Source organism: Bacillus sp. ATD, assembly GCF_050585765.1.
Taxonomy (GTDB): domain Bacteria; phylum Bacillota; class Bacilli; order Bacillales; family Bacillaceae; genus Bacillus; species Bacillus stercoris.
Window position 1 is genome coordinate 424,586 of sequence record NZ_JBOBQH010000004.1, and the last position, 18,537, is coordinate 443,122.

The window sequence follows — 18,537 nt, forward strand, 5'->3', positions numbered from 1 at the left end:
AAAATCCCCTATATTCCTCCATCAGGCATTTATGAAAGTTCTCCGGCGATCTGTTCATACTAAAGGTATGCATCACAGAGAAACGAGGCGATCACATTGCTTACAAAAGACCAGCTGCAGCATTTAAAAAATGAACTGGAGCAAACAAAAAAAGATATCTTAAACCGTTTCAAAGACAATGACCATTTTCAGCTCAATTCAGCCTTTCCGTATGATTCAATGGGTGAACTTTCAGCTTATGATAACCACCCCGGAGACCATGCAACCGAACTTTACGAGCGTGAAAAAGACATCGCTCTCGATTTACATGAGCGAGAGCACCTTCGGGACATTGAGCATTCATTAAAAGCGATAGAAAACGGTACGTACGGTATTTGTGAAGTCAGCGGAAAGGAAATCCCTTACGAAAGACTTGAAGCGCTTCCGACTGCCACAACACTCGCGGAGTATTCGTCACAGGACGTGGTGTCCAAAGACCGTCCGATCGAAGAAGAAACACCTTTCGGGCAATTTGAATTTGACGATGATGAAGAAATCAGAGCGCCATATGACAGTGAAGATTCCTATCAGGATGTCGAAAAATACGGTAACTCGCAAACGCCGCAGGATATGGAAAATCCGCCGCTCAGCTACGATGATATGACAATGAACGCCGAAGAGAATATCGGTAATACGGAGTCTTACGAAAATTTCATTGCTACTGATATCACCGGCAAAGAAATTACAGTTTATCAAAGCAGGGCCCATGAGCGTTATGAGGAAGAGCTTGACGAAGAGGGAATCATGACAACATTCGGCGATCTCCACGCTGATTGAACCCCCGATTATCGGGGGTTCTTTTTCGTTTTCAGCATATCGGAAATCAGCCTCAAATAATCCTTTTGCAGGCCGATGTCATACCGCTCGCCCTCTAGCAATTTCCCGTAAACATTGCATGCCCCGAGTGAAGCTTTAATCGCATCCGTTACCTGCACTTCTCCTCCGTTATCAGCTTCTAATTCGTCCAGCTTATCAAAGATATCCGGTGTAAAAATATAACGTCCTGCTGCAGCAAAATGAGATGGCGGGTTTTCTTTAGGCTTTTCCACAATATCCTGGATGCGATAAACCCCTTTTTCAACAGGCTCCCCCTTTATCACCCCGTAATGATGTAAATCCTCCGTTTTTGTTTCTTTTAAGCCGATCACACTGGACTGATATTTCGTATACGCTTCAATCAGCTGCCCTAAAGCCGGCTGATTGGCGGAAAAAATCAGATCATCGGGCAAAACGACGGCAAAAGGCTCCCCGCCTGCAAATGGCCTTCCGTAAGAAATGGCATCACCCAAACCCTTTGCATAAGGCTGGCGCACGTAGTGAATTCGTATATCTGGAATTGGATGCTCACTGAGTAAATGCAGTTTATTCCGGGAGTCCAGAAAAGCTTCGAGTGCCAAAGAGGAATCGAAGTAGTCGACAATCAGGTTTTTATGGCTCGATACAACCATCAAAATGTCCTCAATGCCTGACTCCTTTAGTTCTTCAACAATATAATGAATTACAGGCTTAGACCCTACCGGAAACATTTCTTTCGGAATCACCTTCGTCACCGGCAGATTTCTCGTGCCGAATCCTCCGGCAGGAATGATCGCTTTTTTTATCATGGTATTTTCCCCTCAGCTTATGTTTATTACATGATATTCCAAGAGCGCATCCCGATGTTTGTCCATGTGAAATTAGGCGGACGCAACTGGGCAGAAAGCGGAATCACGAACCAGCCCTTTTTTAATAGGATATTGATATATGACCAGTAATCTTGAAAAGGAGCTCAGGTGATGAAAATTTGTGTGGTTGGCGCCGGATATGTCGGTTTAACTTTATCAGCGGCACTGGCATCCATCGGGCATGACATGATATGCACAGACAAAGACGTCAAAAAAATCGAGCAGCTGAAAAATGGAGACATTCCCTTTTACGAGCCTGGGCTTTCTGATGCAATAAACCATTACGGCAATCTCTCGTTTTCTTCTGAAGTGAAATCGAGCATGGAGAAATGTCCCGTCATCTTTATCGCAGTCGGAACCCCACCGCGTTCGGACGGGTCAGCTGATACGAAAGCCCTGCAGTCCGTCATCAGCGATTTGAGCGAGGCGATTCGATCGTATAAAACCATTATTACGAAAAGCACTGTTCCGCCCGGGACAAATGAAAACATAGCAAAACAGCTGGTTGCCTCCGGTGTGTCTGAAAGTTTGTTTAACATCGTATCCAATCCCGAGTTTCTGCGGGAAGGCAACGCCTTATATGACATGCTGCATCCTGACAAAACGGTCATCGGTATTCAGGAAGGCGATCACGTATCGGCAGCAATCGTCAAATCTATTTACAAACACATTGACACCCCTTATATCATTACAAGCTTAACAGGAGCAGAGCTGATCAAATATGCCAACAATTTCTTTTTAGCAGCCAAAATCTCGTTCATTAACGAAATGGCCCGTTTATGTGAAGCCTATCATTCAGATATCTCGGATATTTCCCGCGCTATCGGACTAGATCCGAGAATCGGGAGGCACTTTTTGCAGGCTGGCATCGGATACGGCGGCTCTTGTTTTCCAAAGGATCTGCAGGCGCTGCAATTTGCTGCCAAGGAAAAAAACACGGAGACCTTCCTGCTTCAAGCCGTGCAGCACATTAATGACACCCAGCTCAGCCTGTATATCAAAAAAATACAGTCATTCTTCGATACACTTCAAGGCAAGAAAGCAGCTGTACTCGGCATTTCCTTCAAACCCCATACCGATGACACCAGAAATTCTCAGGCCGTCAGACTGATTGAAGGGCTGGCAGAGCTGGGATGTGATGTTCATGCATATGACCCTGAAGCTGTCCTTCCAGAACATTTGCGGCAACATGCAACTCAGCATTCTCAAGCTTTTGATGCGATAGAAGAGAGTGACTTTTTATTTTTGGCGACAGAATGGCCTGAGTTTTTAGCGTTTGATTGGAAAAAGGCTGCAGATATCATGAAAGGGCGTCTTGTGATTGACGGACGCAACGTACTGAAAAAAGAACCGATCGAGGCTTGCGGCCTGATCTGTACGGGGGTTGGGCGCCCATGAGAATACTCGTCACAGGAGCAGCGGGATTTATCGGCTCCCACCTCTGCGAAGAATTACTGAAGGATAAGAGACATCACGTTATCGGAATCGATGACTTTATCGGTCCTACTCCATTTTCCTTAAAATTAAAAAACCTTAAAACCCTGCTGCAAGAAAAACGATTTACGTTTATAAAGGAAAATCTGCTGACAGCGGATCTTTCTCCCTTACTGGAAGGAGTGGACGTCATCTTTCATTTGGCGGCCATTCCGGGTGTCCGCTCAAGCTGGGGCAATCATTTTCACCCATATGCCGCACATAATATCCAAGCGCTCCAAAGACTCCTTGAGGCATCCCGGGAACATCCTATTCAAACGTTCATCTTTGCATCCACCTCTTCCGTCTATGGCGAAAAACAAGGAAAAGTCAGCGAGAACACGTCGCTTTCTCCTTTATCTCCATACGGGGTAACAAAGCTTACCGGCGAAAAGCTTTGCCATGTGTATCAACAAAGCTTTGGCATTCCAATTGTGATTCTCCGTTTTTTTACCGTTTACGGACCAAGACAGCGGCCGGACATGGCTTTTCACCGGCTCATCAAGCAGCACCTTCAGCAAAAGCCGCTCACGATCTTCGGTGACGGGCAGCAGTCAAGAGATTTTACTTACATCAGCGACTGTGTCAAAGGCATCACCGCTGTTCTTGGGAAACCCCACCTTATTGGTGAAACGGTAAATATCGGCGGTGCTGAACGTGCCTCAGTCTTAAAGGTTGTCTCCCTCATTGAAGAGATTTCCGGTAAAAAAGCAATACTGCACTTTTCGGACAAAATAGCAGGGGAACCGAGCAACACGTGGGCGGATATTTCAAAAGCAAAGCAGCTCTTGCATTATGATCCTGCCACATCCTTAAAGGATGGCTTGACTAACGAAATTGCCTATTTATCGTCGCTGTATCAGGGGGAATGAAAATGAAGCTTGCCTTTATCTGTACAGAAAAGCTGCCGGCGCCCGCGGTACGCGGCGGCGCTATTCAAATGATGATTGACGGTGTCACGCCCTATTTCAGCAGCCGCTACGACCTGACCATTTTTTCAATAGAAGATCCATCGCTTCCAAAAAGAGAAACGAAAAACGGCGTACATTATATCCATCTGCCAAAAGAGCATTACCGAGAGGCGGTAGCCGAAGAGCTGCGAGCCTCTTCCTTCGACCTCATTCATGTGTTTAACAGGCCTTTAAATGTCTCTTTATATAAAAAGGCTTCACCAAACAGCAAGATCATTCTGAGCCTGCATAACGAAATGTTTTCTGAAAAAAAGATGACCTTCGCGCAAGGAAAAGAAGTACTCGACAATGTCTCCATGATTACAACTGTCAGCGAATTTATTAAACAAACCGTCATCGAACGTTTCCCTGAAGCCGAGGACATCACAAAAGTCGTGTACTCGGGCGTTGATTTACACGCTTATCCGCCCGTCTGGACGACGAAAGGCGCGGCTGTCAGAGAAACATACCGAAAAAAATACGACATTGAGGATAAAAAAGTTATTTTATTCGCCGGCCGCTTAAGCCCGACAAAAGGGCCTCACCTTCTCATCCACAGCATGAGACGGATTTTGCAGCAGCATCCTGATGCTGTACTTGTCATAGCGGGCGGGAAGTGGTTCAGCGATGACAGCGAAAATCAATATGTCACCTATCTTCGCAAGCTGGCACTGCCGTACAGAGACCACGTGATCTTCACAAAATTCATTCCCGCAGACGACATACCAAACCTTTTTCTGATGGCAGATGTATTTGTGTGCAGCTCTCAGTGGAATGAACCGCTCGCCCGTGTGAATTATGAAGCAATGGCAGCCGGCACGCCCTTAATTACCACAAACCGGGGCGGAAACGGAGAGGTCGTAAAACACGAAGTCACCGGCCTTGTCATTGACAGCTACAACAAACCTTCTTCATTTGCAAAAGCAATTGATAGAGCCTTTACAGATCAAGAATTAATGAACAAAATGACAAAAAACGGCCGTAAGCATGTAGAAGCTTTATTTACCTTTACACATGCTGCCAAACGGCTCAATGAAGTTTACCAATTTGTTTTGACCCCGAAAAACAAACAATTCCCGCCGCCTTTTCTGACGCAAAACCTTGATTTATCATCAATCAATCAGCTTTTTGTGAAAGCAAAATCATAAACCTACAGCTCGCGTTGCAAAACGGGCTGTTTTTTGTTGCAGAGAGCTCAAAAAAAGGCATAAAAGTGACTTTATGCCTTTCGCTTTACAGCTGAAGAAAACCATGGAGCTGGTTTAGAATCACTTGGAAGAATGATGATTTCCACTCTAGCTTCCTCCACTAATTCTGGTTCTTCATCATCATGCTCTTCTTCCTCAAAGAGCGGCATTGAGCGTTTCGACTCACGCTCCTCCTCAGGCTCTCGAGCAGTTTCAAATTTCGTTTCTTCTTCATCATTGATGATTTTGTGTTCAGTTTCCTTTTCCTTCGTTTCTTCTTGATATTCTTTCGGTGCATTGATGTGAGGAAGCTCTCGGATGCTGCCCACAGCTAAATGCTTCTCCTCTTCCTCCTTCTCAGCTGAGATTGAGTCATGAGCCTGCCACCCCATTGATCCAGGCGGTGTAAATACGAATTGATCAAGATCCAATTTAGAAATAGAGGCTTTTTGTCTCGAAGATCTCATGTCAATTCGCCTCCCGATACGCTTTTATCTTTTTATACAGTTCCGGCAGTTTATCCAAAAACGAATCTTTAGATTCTTCAACGGAAATCATATTTTGCAGCGCCCAGTTATACTTCTCATCTGACCACGTTTTCTTTTGCTTCAAATAATATTTATGGCCGATTGCACAGAACAAATGCGGAAACGCGAGATCAATCCAAAGTACCTCGTACTGTTTTTCTGTGAGCGGATACACTTTGTCATAGGCCGCAAGCAGCGCAACCATGAAATCAGTATCCCACACCGAGAGCTTAACCATCACTTTATTCAGCAGAATACGAAGGTCTCTTGAAGGCAAATCGTAGGTAATCGAGTGAAGCTCCTTTAAAAAGGGCTCCCCGTCGATCTCAGTCAAACGTGCCAATGTAAAATCCTGAAAACAGAATCCGCCATGCTCGAGCGTTTCTTTTGTCCAGGTTTCGTATTCTGAGTCATCAAGCGCTTGAAGTGCTTCTTTTCCTCTTGCCAGCATTTTATCAGCATGTTTTAAGAAAGTTTGCGAAAATACGTCATCAGGATAAGATGCTGCGATCTGCATATTCCCTTCAAGTTCCTGCAGCTTCCATCGGTACAATTTATGCCATTTTCCCAGCCTGCTTCTCTTCTTGCTTTCATCTGTGCAAACATATCCTTTTGACGCATGATGAAAATGGCCTGCAAACGACATGACTTTTTTCATTTGCTCTGCATCATAGTAAATCATTTCTTTTCCTGTCACTTTGTCATATAAGCTGTAAGAAACCTGATCCGTGCCCAAGCAGCTACCGCCATTTTTTGTTTGATGAATCGGCGCTATCGGCAGCCCTTTCTCTTGTAAATGGGCATGTGCCTGAGTGATAAAAAGCATCCGCTCCGGTTTCATTTGCGCTTCTTTTAGCAGCTTTGGGCCATGATCAGTTTGAACTTCCCAGATTTTGCGTCCGCTTTTGTTCGATTTCAGCGCCACATTGTCAATATGAAAAGGATAATAGCTAAGAATTTCAGACACAATCTGTTCTTCATGCTCTTTTTGGTACACTCTGTTCACCCCTTCTATCTGTTCTTTTCATAGACGCTGAGCAGATTTTCAGCCACCCTCTGCCAGCCGAAATTGCTTTCTGCCTCACGGCGGCTGTATTTCCCAAGCCGTTCCCGCTTTTCCGAGCTGCTTAGCAAATCATTGATATGTTCGGCATATTGTTTAGGATTTTCAAAGTCATGAATGATGTAGCCGTTTTTCCCTTCCTCTATGACCTCTGGATTGCCTCCCCGATTGCTTGTAATAATAGGCAGTCCCGCAGCCATCGCTTCATAATGCACCCTTGCTAAAGGTTCCTGCCACTGCGAAGAGCACACAAATACATCTGACATGGTATAAAGGCGCGGAATGTCCTTTGGCTTCACAAATTGAATAAATGTGACATGATCCTTTTGCATCGCGCCAAGGGTATGAAGATGTTTGACATAGTTATTTAACTCATTATCTCCGAACCATTTGGACCCGATAAACACCATCATGACATCGGGATGCTCCTCAATGATGTCCGGCAAAGCCTGCAATAAAATGTGCGGGCCTTTGACTTTGCTAAGACGGCCGACAAATAGGACGATTTTTTTGCCGTGAAGCCCCAGCTCGCTTCGCATCTCTTCGCGAGCCCGCTGTCCTTCATTCGTCCAGCGGGGATGGTACGCTTTTAAATCCACACCGGAATAAACTGTTTTTGTTTTTGATCGGGCTGACGGAAAACGGCTTGTGATCGTCTGTCCGATATAATCGCTGACCGTAACAATCTGCGCTACGGAATCGATGCAAATCTCTCCTTCTGCCTGGCTGATTTTATCGTAAGCAAACATTTCATTGTGAACGCTTAATATAAAAACAGCGTCCGGCGCCTGTTTCTTCAATTTTGGAACCCAGCTTGGGCGATTACAAACATGCACAAGGTCAAAGCGGCTCCTTCTCAGCTCTTCTCCAACAGCTTCTTCATAACGGTCTTCATCCAAATGCACATAATGGACACCGTCTGCCGTCTCTCTATCAGCGAGATTAGGATCTTTAATAGAAAACACAGTCACCTCATGTTTTTTGGCAATTAAAGGGGCAACCGCTTCGAGGTAGATTTGAATGGCGCCTCCTCGAACCGATGGGACAGGAAGCTTCTCTGTGGCGATCAGTGCTATTTTCATACATAGCCTCCATTCCTGCATGATTTTTAACTAGTTAGAATCATGATACGGCTGATCAACCAACTTGTGCGGATTGGGACTGCCCCAAAAACAAAACGGGTAAACAACCATATTCTTCTATTAAATATAGTCAAATATCTCAATCATTTTTTCCTTTTGATTCATAAGGTAGGAGTAAAACAGGTAAGGATGTGTCCTTTAATGGCAGAAAACCACGAAGTCATTGAGGAGGGGAATTCATCAGAGCTTCCTTTATCAGCAGAAGATGAAAAAAAATTAACGGAGCTGGCTGAAAATGTGCTTCAAGGATGGGATGTGCATGCTGAAAAAATAGACGTCATTCAGGGAAATCAGATGGCGCTGGTCTGGAAGGTCCACACAGGCTCCGGCGCGGTTTGTCTGAAACGAATACACAGACCAGAAAAGAAAGCGTTATTTTCCATTTTTGCGCAGGATTATTTAGCAAAAAAAGGCATGAATGTTCCTGGCATACTCCCAAACAAAAAAGGCAGCCTATATTCCAAGCACGGCTCCTTTCTATTTGTCGTATATGATTGGATCGAAGGAAGACCTTTTGAGCTGACTGTAAAGCAGGACTTGGAGTTTATCATGAAAGGCCTTGCTGATTTCCATACAGCGTCCGTCGGATATCAGCCGCCGAATGGAGTTCCCGTATTTACCAAATTAGGGCGCTGGCCGAACCACTACACGAAACGGTGCAAACAGATGGAAACGTGGAAGCTGATGGCGAGAGCGGAAAAAGAAGACCCATTCTCACAGCTTTATCTTCAGGAGATAGACCGCTTCATTGAAGACGGCCTGCGCATCAAAGACCAGCTTTTGCAATCGGCCTATGTTCCATGGACTGAACAGCTGAAAAAAAGCCCTAACCTTTGCCACCAGGATTACGGAACCGGAAATACACTCTTAGGAGAAAATGAACAGATTTGGGTCATCGACTTAGATACCGTATCATTTGATCTGCCTATTCGCGATTTGCGCAAAATGATTATTCCGCTTTTGGATACGACGGGCGCTTGGGATGACGAGACATTTCATGTCATGCTAAGCGCATACGAATCCAGAGCCCCATTAACTGAAGAACAAAAACAAGTCATGTTTATAGATATGCTGTTTCCTTATGAGCTTTACGATGTCATTCGCGAAAAATACGTCCGCAAGTCTGCTTTACCGAAGGAAGAATTAGAATCAGCTTTTGAATATGAACGCATTAAATCAAACGCATTGCAGCAGCTGATTTAAATCCATCATTTCCCCCGCATATCGGGGGTTTGATCTTTATAAGCTAAAGGGTAAGTATAAATGTAAAATAAATACATACGGAGGTTGCAAACATGAAAAAGATGATCGGCGCCATAGCGGTTTTTGTGATTACATACGCGCTGTTTTCAGCCGCAGGATACCTGTTTCCTGTTGACCAAGAATGGTACAATTCATTAAAAAAACCCGACTGGACGCCAAGCGGATCTGCGATCGGCATCATTTGGGCCATTCTGTTTGCCCTGATCTCCCTTTCAGCTGCCATTATATATACTGCGTTTTCTTTTAAAGGTGCAAAAAGCTTTTGGTTGGCGCTTTTAATAAATTACGTGCTCAATCAGGCATTCAGCTATTTCCAGTTTACGCAAAAAAATCTGCTGGCTGCATCGATTGACTGCCTGCTTGTCGCCATCACAGCAATCGTATTACTGATCATTGCGAAAAAATACAGCAGAGCCGCAAGCTATCTTCTTTTGCCTTATTTTTTATGGAGTGCATTTGCGACGTTCTTATCCTTTACTATCGATTCAATGAATCTGTGAACAAAAAAAGCCGCTGTATAAGCGGCTTTTTCATATCATCGGCTTGATGCCCCAAATGTCCTTCGCATATTCCCGGATCGTGCGGTCGCTGGAGAAATATCCAGAATGGGCAATGTTTACAATCGAACGCTCAGACCATTTCCTTCGTTCTCGATAATCAGCTTGAATTCGCTCTTGCGCATCTGCATATGAGCTGAAATCCTTCAGTACAAAATACTCATCATTATGCGGAAGCAGCGAGTCATAGATCGATTCAAACTCATCTGCTTCTCCTTCAAAAAAACCATTGATCAGCTGATCGACTACCTGCCTGATTCTCCGGTCATGCTGATAATATTCCCTCGATCTATAACCGCCGTTTTCCTGGTACGATAGAACATCATCCGCTTTTAAGCCGAACGTGTAAATACAATCAGGGCCCACCCGCTCAAGGATTTCGATATTAGCGCCATCATGCGTGCCGATCGTCAAAGCGCCGTTCATCATAAACTTCATATTTCCTGTACCAGACGCTTCCTTGCTTGCGGTTGAAATTTGCTCACTTACATCTGATGCCGGAAAAATTCGCTCAGCCATAGAAACTCTATAATTTTCTAAAAAAACAACTTTGATCAGCTGTTTGACCGCCGGATCATAATTGACTTTATCTGCGACAGAATGGATCAGCTTAATGATTTTCTTGGCATAATAGTAGCTTGGTGAAGCCTTTGCCCCGAAAATAAAGGTTTGCGGGTAGATTGAAAACCCAGCGTCCTCCTTGAGGCGGTTATACAAATACATAATGTGAAGAACATTCAACAGCTGCCGTTTATATGCATGAAGCCGTTTCACCTGGACGTCGAATATGCTGTCAGGGTTCACAACCACCCCTGCCGTGCAAAAAATCAAATCGGCAAGCTCTTGTTTTTTCTTGCTTTTGTTGTTTTGAAACTGTTCAATAAATGCAGGATCAGAGGCGTACGATTCTAAATGGATCAGTGATTCCGGCTGTTTCACCCATTCATCGCCGATCGCCTCTGTAATGATGGCAGACAAGCCTGGATTCGCTTTTAACAGCCAGCGCCTGTGGGCAATCCCATTCGTCTTATTGTTAAAACGATTCGGGAACAGCAAGTGAAAGTCACGCATCTCCCTTTCCTTTAATATATCGGAATGAATTTTTGCAACACCATTTACACTGTAACTGCCTACTATGGCCAGATGAGCCATTTTGACAACACCATGCGCTGTAATCGCCATGTTCTCTATCCTTTTCCAGTCTCCCGGATACTTTTCCCAAACTGCGCGGCAAAACCTTTCATTGATCTCTTCAATAATCATATACATGCGCGGGAGCAGCGGCCTAAACAAATGAATCGGCCATTTCTCAAGCGCTTCTGACAATGTTGTATGATTCGTATAAGAGATCGTATGTACAGTGATATGCCAAGCTTCTTCCCAGCTCATGTCCTCTTCATCGAGCAAAATCCGCATCAGCTCAGGCACCGCAAGCGCAGGATGAGTGTCATTAATATGAATGCTCACTTTTTTATGCAGGCCGGATAAAGATTTATGCGTTTTTCGGTAATTGTTTACAATGCTTTTTAAGCTTGCGCATACCAAAAAATACTGCTGCTTCAGACGTAAAATTTTCCCCTCGTCATGGGTGTCATCGGGATATAAAAATTCAGAAACCGCTTCTGTTTCCCGCTTATAAGACAAAATATTACCGCCGTGATAATGCGCATAGGGCTCGGCGTTCCAAAGTCTTAACGTGTTGACAGTGCCTGTTTCATAACCGATGATCGGGATATCATAAGGAACAGCGGTAACAATTGTCGCTTGTTCGTGGCGAAAATGCAGGCGCCCGCTTTTTTCTGTCATATGGACTTCGCCCCAAAACGGCACGTCCACTGCTTGATCTGCATTCCTTACTTCCCATACGTTCCCGTTTTTCAGCCATTGCTCAGGCAGCTCCACCTGATGCCCGTCTACAATTTTTTGTTCAAACAAGCCATGCTTGTAACGGATGCCCATCCCGTGCCCCGGCAAGTTCAACGAAGCAAGAGAATCTAAAAAGCAAGCGGCCAACCGGCCAAGCCCGCCGTTGCCGAGACCAGCATCGTTCTCTATCTGAAGGATCTCCTCTAAATTGATGCCGATATCCTTTAAACCAGCTTCTACAACATCACGAACACCGAGATTCATTAAGTTTTGTTCAAGGAGCTGACCGAGCAGAAATTCGATTGATAAATAATATGTCTGCTTCCCGGAATTGGATCTGCTTTTTTCATTCGTCTTGATCCAATCTGCACTGATATACTCTCTGACCATATTGCCCAACGTTTTATATTGATCCAGCTTGGCAGAATCTTTAAAGCTTTTTCCGCACGTCATTTCCAGGCGCTTTAAAAATAAATCTGCAAAGCGTTCTTTACTCGAGAACATCCCGTCCACTCCTTGTCACATGCTCGAAAATGCGCTGATACTCTTTAGCCGACTTCCCCCAGCTGTAATCTGCATTCATTGCGGTCTTCATGATGCTCTGCCATACATCCTGTTGGCGATAAAACGACAGCGCCCTTTCAATCGTAAATTTCAGGTCATGCGCATTGAAGGCGGAAAATGTAAAACCATTGCCCGTCCCCTCTTCCTCCTGATATGAACGGACAGTGTCGTAAAGTCCACCCGTTTCCCTAACAATGGGAATGGCGCCATATTGAAGAGCAATGAGCTGCCCCAAGCCGCACGGCTCAAATTTCGACGGCATCAAAAACATATCAGATCCCGCATAAATTTGGTGGGCAAGCGGCTCATCAAACCCAATATAAGCTCTGCACTTCCCATGAAAAGCAAATTCTGCATACCGAAAATAATCTTCAAATTCACGTTCTCCTGTCCCCAGCACAACCAGCTGTATGTCTTGCTCCTCAAGAAGCTCGTGCATAATTCTGCGGACAAGATCAAGCCCCTTTTGTTTAGTGAGCCTTGTCACCATACTGATCAGCGGAATATCGTTTTTCTCTGGAAGCCCCATTCGCCGCTGAAGCTTCGTTTTGTTTTCCATCTTGCATGCAAGATGTTCCGAGTCGTATTGCGCCTCTATATAAGGATCGCTTTTCGGCTGATAGAACGTATCATCAATGCCATTTAATATGCCCGTTACATCATTTTCCCTATATTGCAAAACCTGTTCCAGCTGCTCACCATAATACGGTGTCAAGATTTCATTTCTGTAAGTAGGGCTCACAGTCGTCACATGGTCAGCCGCAATGATGCCCGCCTTCATAAAATTAACAAATCCGTTGCATTCTAACCTTTCATAGTGAAAATGATCCATCTCAAGACCCAGCAAGTCATGTGTGACATCGGGAGGGAATATGCCTTGAAACTGCAGGTTGTGAATCGTGAGCACGCTTTTCATGCGTTCATAAAAAGGATGTTTTCTGTATTCCTCTTTCAGCAAATAATTGACCATCGCTGTATGCCAATCGTGAGTATGAACAATATCGGCTTGAACATTCACAACTTTGGCAGCCTCCAGCACAGCTCTTGAAAAAAAGGCAAACCGCTCACCGTCATCATAATGCCCGTACAACGAATCCCTGTTGAAATAGTACTCATTGTCGATGAAGTAATAATTCACATCATCCTCTGCCATATGTTCAATTCCGCAATATTGCTGCCGCCAGCCGACAGCTACGGTACACTCAGCCTTTTTTTTCATACGCTTTTTCCACGGCTCAGGTATTTGGCTGTACTTCGGCAGCATCACAGCTACCTCATTGCCTAATCGCGCAAGCGCCTTCGGAAGAGCACCTGCTACATCGGCAAGACCTCCGGATTTAACAAATGGGGTGCATTCAGACACAGCAAATAATATCTTCAAGAATTCATCAGCTCTCCTTGCACCAAACCTTTTCTTAATACAAGCGGCTGCTCAGCTGTTCCAGCAGCTTCCGTCGCCTTGCCGATTTTAACGTCCTTATCAGAAATGACCTGCTCAAGAAGACAATCCTCGCCAATCTGCGTTTTTTGCATAATAATGCAGTTTTTCAGCTTCGTTCCCTTTCCGACATGGACCGCCCTGAACAAAATGCAGTTTTCAACCTCTCCTTCAAGCACACAGCCGTTTGCCACCAAAGAATTTTTGACAGTGCTGTGTTTTCCGTATTTCGTCGGCGGTTCATCCTTCACTTTTGTGTAGATCGGCTGCTGCGGCAAAAATACCTGCTGCCAAAAACGAGGCTGAATGAGTTCCATACTGTGGGTATAATATTTTTCCACCGAATCAATAACAGCGGCATAACCTGAATATTCATAAGGGCAAATGGTCAAGGCGGAAGCTTCCTTTTCAACAGCCTCCTGAATGGTTTTATAGCCTTTTTCGCTATGTCCGTAGATCAGCTCCTTTAAAAGTGTTGTAGACATGATATAGATTTGCAGCGACTGGCCGTCCTGAAATACCTCGGTGACATCGCAGCCAACCTCCTGATGGCGTTTCAGCACATATTGAAATTGAATGTTGCATACGGTATGGCTGTTGGAGATAACAGCATATTGCTGCGTGCTTCTGTGGAAGTAATCTAGATGGTCCGAAAACTGGCGAAAGGAACCGAATTCATCGTATTCGTGATGAAGATGGGGAGACGGGAAAAAAAAGAGACCGTCCTTTTTCCGATGCAAATCCCACTCCTTACCTGCCCCAAGGTGATCCATGAGCGAACGGTAACGATACTTCGGAAAAATGGCAACACTCCTAATATCCGCATTCACCATGTTAGAAAGCATAAAATCAATCAGACGGTATCTGCCGGCAAAAGGAATCGCTCCAAGCGACCGCTGTGCTGTTAAATCCTGAAGAGAATGCTTATATGTGGTTTCATCTATAACACCTAACATTTGATTATTGAACACTGATTCTGCCCCCTGTTCAGTAATTAAATCAATTCTTTTTCTACAAATTCCTCTGAAACGAGCAGCACCTCTTCAATGTCTTTTTCGGAGCGAATCACTGCGCCATCCGGGAGCACCATCCCCTTAGGAACGATGGCATTTTCAATCACTACATGCTCCCCAATCGTCACATCCGGCATGATGACGGATGATTTGACAGTCGCATGCTTACCGACAGTCACACCTTGAAAAAGAACAGAGTGAGACACATTTCCATACACAACACAACCTTCGTTCACAAGCGAATCTTGAACCTGTGCATCAGATGAAATAAATTGCGGGGGCTGATTTGGATTGACGGAGTAAATTTTCCATTTGCGTTCAAACAGCTTCAGCTCCGAGTCCTCTTTTAATAAATCCATATTGGCTTCCCACAAGCTCTGCACTGTTCCGACATCCTTCCAATATCCTTTGAACGGATAAGCGGAAAGCTTCTTTTTCTCCTTCAAAAGCAGAGGAATAATGTCCTTGCCGAAGTCGTGGCTAGAATAAGGGTTCTGATCGTCCATCTCAAGATACTGTTTCAAAAGCGGCCAATTGAAGATATAAATTCCCATTGAGGCAAGATTGCTCTTAGGGAACTTAGGCTTTTCATCAAATTGTGTGATCGTCCCATCTGGATTGGCCTTCATAATCCCGAACCGGCTTGCTTCCTCCCAGCCCACTTCGATGACAGAGATGGTCACATCTGCTTTCTTTTCAATGTGAAAGTCCAGCATTTTGCCGTAGTCCATTTTGTATATGTGATCCCCTGATAAAATCAGTACATACTCAGGATCATACTGATTCAAATAATTGAGATTTTCATAAATGGCGCTTGCCGTCCCTTTATACCATTTGACTTCTGATGACTCAGCATAAGGAGGTAAAACCGTCACTCCGCCATTATATCTATCAAGATCCCATGCACTGCCGATTCCAATATAGGAATTCAGCTCAAGCGGCTGATATTGCGTTAAAATCCCGACTGTGTCTATGCCTGAATTAGAACAGTTGCTTAGGGTAAAATCAATAATCCTGTATTTTCCCCCGAAAGATACAGCCGGTTTGGCCATATTTTTTGTTAATCCGCTGAGACGGCTGCCCTTTCCGCCGGCAAGGAGCATGGCTACACATTGTTTTTTCATCTTTTTATCTCTCCTCTTTTTCTAACCGCCCGTAAAATCGAGATGCCGTAAGGGGGGATGGTCATCGTGATATAACAAGGTTTATGATGAAGAGCTCTCTTTTTGGCCGATAACGGCTTTTTATTGATTTGTCCTGAGCCTCCATATGTTTCACTGTCACTGTTAAGCACTTCGATGTATTGGGTAAAAAAAGGAACTCCAACATCATATTGATGATAGACCGCGGGTGTAAAATTACAAATGATGACAAGCGCCTCACCGTGCTTTTTGCCATAGCGAATAAAAGAAAAGATTGATTGTTCGTCATTATGGACATCAATCCATTCAAACGATTGTGCACGATGATCATGTTCATAAAGGATTTTGCTTTTTTGGTAAAAGCGGAGAAGATCTTGCGTAAAAACGCTGGCTTTCTGATGCATGGGGAAGGAGTCCAAAAACCAATCAAGTTGTTCTGTATCTTTCCATTCATCAAATTGGGCAAACTCTGATCCCATAAAGATCAATTTCTTTCCGGGATGCACTGTCATATAGCCCAGCAAAAGCCGATACTGGGCAAATTTCTGCCAGTAGTCGCCAGGCATTTTATTAAGAAGTGATTTTTTTCCGTATACGACTTCATCATGAGAAAACGGCAACACAAAATGTTCACTAAACGCATACAGTAATGAAAAAGAGATAAGCTGATGACAATGCCGCCTTTCTTCAGGAGGCGTCTCCATGTATTTCAGTACGTCATTCATCCATCCCATATTCCATTTATAATGAAAACCAAGCCCCCCTTCCTCAACGGCACCTGTCACTTGAGGCCATTCTGTAGAATCTTCCGCGATCATCATCACCTGTGGATATGCCTCTCTCATGGTTTGATTGAGTTTTTTTAAAAATTCAACAGCATATGGATTCGTGTGGCGTTCATCCTGATTTGGCCAATACAAGATATTAGCCACTGCATCAACCCTAAATCCATCTATATGATAGAATTCCGCCCAGTACAACGCATTCGAAATTAAAAAACTATGAACTTCTGGTTTTCCCAGGTCAAAATTTGCCGTACCCCATAACCAGTTCTCTCGATCACGTTCTTCTTTGTATTCATAAAGCGGTTCTCCATCAAACATATAAAGACCGTGAGCATCTTTACAAAAATGTCCAGGAACCCAATCTAAAATAACTCCGATATTTTGTTGATGACATTCATCAACAAACCTCATCAGATCGTGCGGTGTGCCAAACCTGCTTGTCGGGCTGTAATACCCCGTTCCTTGGTAGCCCCAGGAACGATCATATGGATGCTCATATACCGGAAGCAGTTCAATATGGGTAAACCCATGCTCTTTGATATACGGAATAAGTGTCTGACTTAACTCTTTATAGGAGTAATGCCTGCCATCAGAATGCTTCTTCCAAGACCCGAGATGCAGTTCATAAATGAAAACAGGTTTCTCATACAGCGTCTTAGTCTTCTGTTTCTTTTGCCATCTTTGATCTTGCCAGCTGTACCCTTCCAAATCGTAAGTAAGTGACGCTGTGTTTGGTCTGACTTCTGAATAAATGGCGTATGGATCTGCCTTCAGCCTGATCTCACCGCAATTTGTCACGATTTCATATTTATATCGTTCCTTTTCTCCTAAACCCGGAATAAATAACGTCCAAATGCCATTATCATTCACTCTGTGCATCACATGCTGTTCTCCCGACCAGCTGTTAAAATCCCCAGCCACTCGTACCTCCGACGCATGAGGCGCCCACACACAGAATTCATATCCGCTTGTGCCATTCAGCTCACGAAAATGCGAGCCAAACAGCTGATAGCTTTTAAACAGACTGCCTTCGTGAAAAAGATAAACATCATGTGCTGTAGGGCTGACAGCGGCCATGTAATCATCCTTTCTGACATCATAGTTTTCATTTATAGTATTTATTCGAAGAAATAAAAAAAAGCCCTTTCCTGAAAGCGCTTATACTTATAGACAATTAACTTCAATTTCTGAAGAAAAACGAAATATATGGAGATTTTTGTTGCCTGTTTTAAAATAAAGAACGAAGCTTATGACATATCTATGATTAATAAAAATAAAAAAGCCTTGCATATCCTGCAAGGCTTCTGGATGACCCGTACGGGATTCGAACCCGTGTTACCGCCGTGAAAGGGCGGTGTCTTAACCGCTTGACCAACGGGCCGACAATTATAAATTTATATCTGTAATCATATGGCGGAGAAGGAGGGATTTGAACCCTCGCGCCGCTTACACGACCTACACCCTTAGCAGGGGCGCCTCTTCAGCCACTTGAGTACTTCTCCATATGGCTCCACAGGCAGGATTCGAACCTGCGACCGATCGGTTAACAGCCGATAGCTCTACCACTGAGCTACTGTGGAATATAAAAGTCATGGTGGGCCTGAATGGACTCGAACCATCGACCTCACGCTTATCAGGCGTGCGCTCTAACCAGCTGAGCTACAGGCCCATGACGATATAGAAATGGAGCGGGTGATGGGAATCGAACCCACGACATCAGCTTGGAAGGCTGAGGTTTTACCACTAAACTACACCCGCAATTTTTATTTGGGGCGATTGATGGGAATCGAACCCACGAATGCCAGAGCCACAATCTGGTGCGTTAACCACTTCGCCACAACCGCCAAAATATATATTGATAAAA

General features: G+C 44.4%; 15 protein-coding genes and 6 tRNA genes. 6 read left to right on the forward strand and 15 right to left on the reverse strand.

Annotation, left to right across the window (positions count from 1 at the left end; all coding sequences use genetic code 11):
- The first annotated feature begins 96 nt into the window (after nucleotides 1-96).
- Complete coding sequence (locus ACQXR1_RS12835; RefSeq protein ID WP_069840191.1) at nucleotides 97-816, forward strand: yteA family sporulation protein; 720 nt, start codon at nucleotides 97-99, stop codon at nucleotides 814-816.
- 8 nt (nucleotides 817-824) lie between these two features.
- Here the strand turns inward: ACQXR1_RS12835 and ACQXR1_RS12840 are convergent, their stop codons facing one another.
- The gene (locus ACQXR1_RS12840) at nucleotides 825-1,643 is read right to left on the reverse strand and encodes a UTP--glucose-1-phosphate uridylyltransferase (RefSeq protein ID WP_418657415.1); all 819 of its coding nucleotides are present in this window, start codon (nucleotides 1,641-1,643) and stop codon (nucleotides 825-827) included.
- Between the two features lie 171 nt (nucleotides 1,644-1,814).
- Here ACQXR1_RS12840 and ACQXR1_RS12845 point away from each other — a divergent pair, with 171 nt between their 5' ends.
- From ACQXR1_RS12845 to ACQXR1_RS12855, 3 genes are read left to right on the forward strand one after another with little or no spacing between them, the layout of a single operon-like run.
- Nucleotides 1,815-3,101, forward strand: coding sequence for a UDP-glucose dehydrogenase family protein (locus ACQXR1_RS12845; protein WP_071581086.1), 1,287 nt, complete (start codon nucleotides 1,815-1,817; stop codon nucleotides 3,099-3,101).
- Nucleotides 3,098-4,048, forward strand: a complete 951-nt coding sequence (locus ACQXR1_RS12850; RefSeq protein WP_430772266.1) for an NAD-dependent epimerase/dehydratase family protein — start codon at nucleotides 3,098-3,100, stop codon at nucleotides 4,046-4,048. Before ACQXR1_RS12845 ends, ACQXR1_RS12850 begins: the two co-directional genes overlap by 4 nt.
- A 2-nt stretch (nucleotides 4,049-4,050) precedes the next feature.
- Entirely contained in the window at nucleotides 4,051-5,274 is a 1,224-nt protein-coding gene (locus ACQXR1_RS12855; RefSeq protein ID WP_430772267.1) for a glycosyltransferase family 4 protein, read from the forward strand.
- A 71-nt stretch (nucleotides 5,275-5,345) separates the two neighbouring features.
- On the opposite strand, the gene ACQXR1_RS12860 is transcribed toward ACQXR1_RS12855, so the two are convergent.
- The 3 genes from ACQXR1_RS12860 to cotSA are packed head-to-tail and all read right to left on the reverse strand — an operon-like array spanning nucleotide 5,346 to nucleotide 7,985.
- On the reverse strand, nucleotides 5,346-5,780 hold the full coding sequence (locus ACQXR1_RS12860; protein ID WP_014665114.1) for a hypothetical protein: 435 nt from the start codon (nucleotides 5,778-5,780) through the stop codon (nucleotides 5,346-5,348).
- Nucleotide 5,781: 1 nt separating this feature from the next.
- Nucleotides 5,782-6,837 (reverse strand): spore coat putative kinase CotS, encoded by a 1,056-nt coding sequence (gene cotS / locus ACQXR1_RS12865; RefSeq protein WP_014665115.1) that lies wholly within the window; start codon nucleotides 6,835-6,837, stop codon nucleotides 5,782-5,784.
- A gap of 14 nt (nucleotides 6,838-6,851) precedes the next feature.
- Nucleotides 6,852-7,985, reverse strand: a complete 1,134-nt coding sequence (gene cotSA / locus ACQXR1_RS12870; protein WP_136654389.1) for a spore coat protein CotSA — start codon at nucleotides 7,983-7,985, stop codon at nucleotides 6,852-6,854.
- A gap of 189 nt (nucleotides 7,986-8,174) precedes the next feature.
- Here cotSA and cotI point away from each other — a divergent pair, with 189 nt between their 5' ends.
- Nucleotides 8,175-9,248, forward strand: coding sequence for a spore coat kinase CotI (gene cotI / locus ACQXR1_RS12875; protein ID WP_430772268.1), 1,074 nt, complete (start codon nucleotides 8,175-8,177; stop codon nucleotides 9,246-9,248).
- 92 nt (nucleotides 9,249-9,340) lie between these two features.
- Complete coding sequence (locus ACQXR1_RS12880) at nucleotides 9,341-9,808, forward strand: TspO/MBR family protein (RefSeq protein WP_430772269.1); 468 nt, start codon at nucleotides 9,341-9,343, stop codon at nucleotides 9,806-9,808.
- A 30-nt stretch (nucleotides 9,809-9,838) separates the two neighbouring features.
- Here the strand turns inward: ACQXR1_RS12880 and glgP are convergent, their stop codons facing one another.
- From glgP to ACQXR1_RS12935, 11 genes are all read right to left on the reverse strand, one after another.
- The gene (gene glgP / locus ACQXR1_RS12885) at nucleotides 9,839-12,235 is read right to left on the reverse strand and encodes a glycogen phosphorylase GlgP (RefSeq protein WP_069840201.1); all 2,397 of its coding nucleotides are present in this window, start codon (nucleotides 12,233-12,235) and stop codon (nucleotides 9,839-9,841) included.
- Nucleotides 12,222-13,676 carry a glycogen synthase GlgA gene (gene glgA, locus ACQXR1_RS12890; protein WP_430772270.1) on the reverse strand — a complete coding sequence of 485 codons (1,455 nt, stop codon included), beginning with the start codon at nucleotides 13,674-13,676 and terminating at the stop codon, nucleotides 12,222-12,224. The genes glgP and glgA overlap by 14 nt, the downstream gene beginning before the upstream one ends.
- The gene (gene glgD, locus ACQXR1_RS12895; RefSeq protein WP_080478266.1) at nucleotides 13,673-14,704 is read right to left on the reverse strand and encodes a glucose-1-phosphate adenylyltransferase subunit GlgD; all 1,032 of its coding nucleotides are present in this window, start codon (nucleotides 14,702-14,704) and stop codon (nucleotides 13,673-13,675) included. The genes glgA and glgD overlap by 4 nt, the downstream gene beginning before the upstream one ends.
- A gap of 23 nt (nucleotides 14,705-14,727) precedes the next feature.
- A complete protein-coding gene (locus ACQXR1_RS12900) occupies nucleotides 14,728-15,870 on the reverse strand; it encodes a glucose-1-phosphate adenylyltransferase (RefSeq protein WP_040082024.1) in 1,143 nt (380 codons plus the stop codon).
- Nucleotides 15,867-17,750 (reverse strand): 1,4-alpha-glucan branching enzyme, encoded by a 1,884-nt coding sequence (glgB, locus tag ACQXR1_RS12905; protein ID WP_430772271.1) that lies wholly within the window; start codon nucleotides 17,748-17,750, stop codon nucleotides 15,867-15,869. The genes ACQXR1_RS12900 and glgB overlap by 4 nt, the downstream gene beginning before the upstream one ends.
- A gap of 232 nt (nucleotides 17,751-17,982) precedes the next feature.
- Nucleotides 17,983-18,054, reverse strand: a tRNA-Glu gene (locus tag ACQXR1_RS12910).
- Between the two features lie 30 nt (nucleotides 18,055-18,084).
- Nucleotides 18,085-18,175: transfer RNA gene (locus ACQXR1_RS12915), tRNA-Ser, on the reverse strand.
- A gap of 3 nt (nucleotides 18,176-18,178) precedes the next feature.
- Nucleotides 18,179-18,253: transfer RNA gene (locus ACQXR1_RS12920), tRNA-Asn, on the reverse strand.
- Between the two features lie 12 nt (nucleotides 18,254-18,265).
- Nucleotides 18,266-18,342: transfer RNA gene (locus ACQXR1_RS12925), tRNA-Ile, on the reverse strand.
- A gap of 15 nt (nucleotides 18,343-18,357) precedes the next feature.
- Nucleotides 18,358-18,431: transfer RNA gene (locus ACQXR1_RS12930), tRNA-Gly, on the reverse strand.
- A gap of 10 nt (nucleotides 18,432-18,441) precedes the next feature.
- Nucleotides 18,442-18,517, reverse strand: a tRNA-His gene (locus ACQXR1_RS12935).
- Nucleotides 18,518-18,537 lie beyond the last annotated feature (20 nt).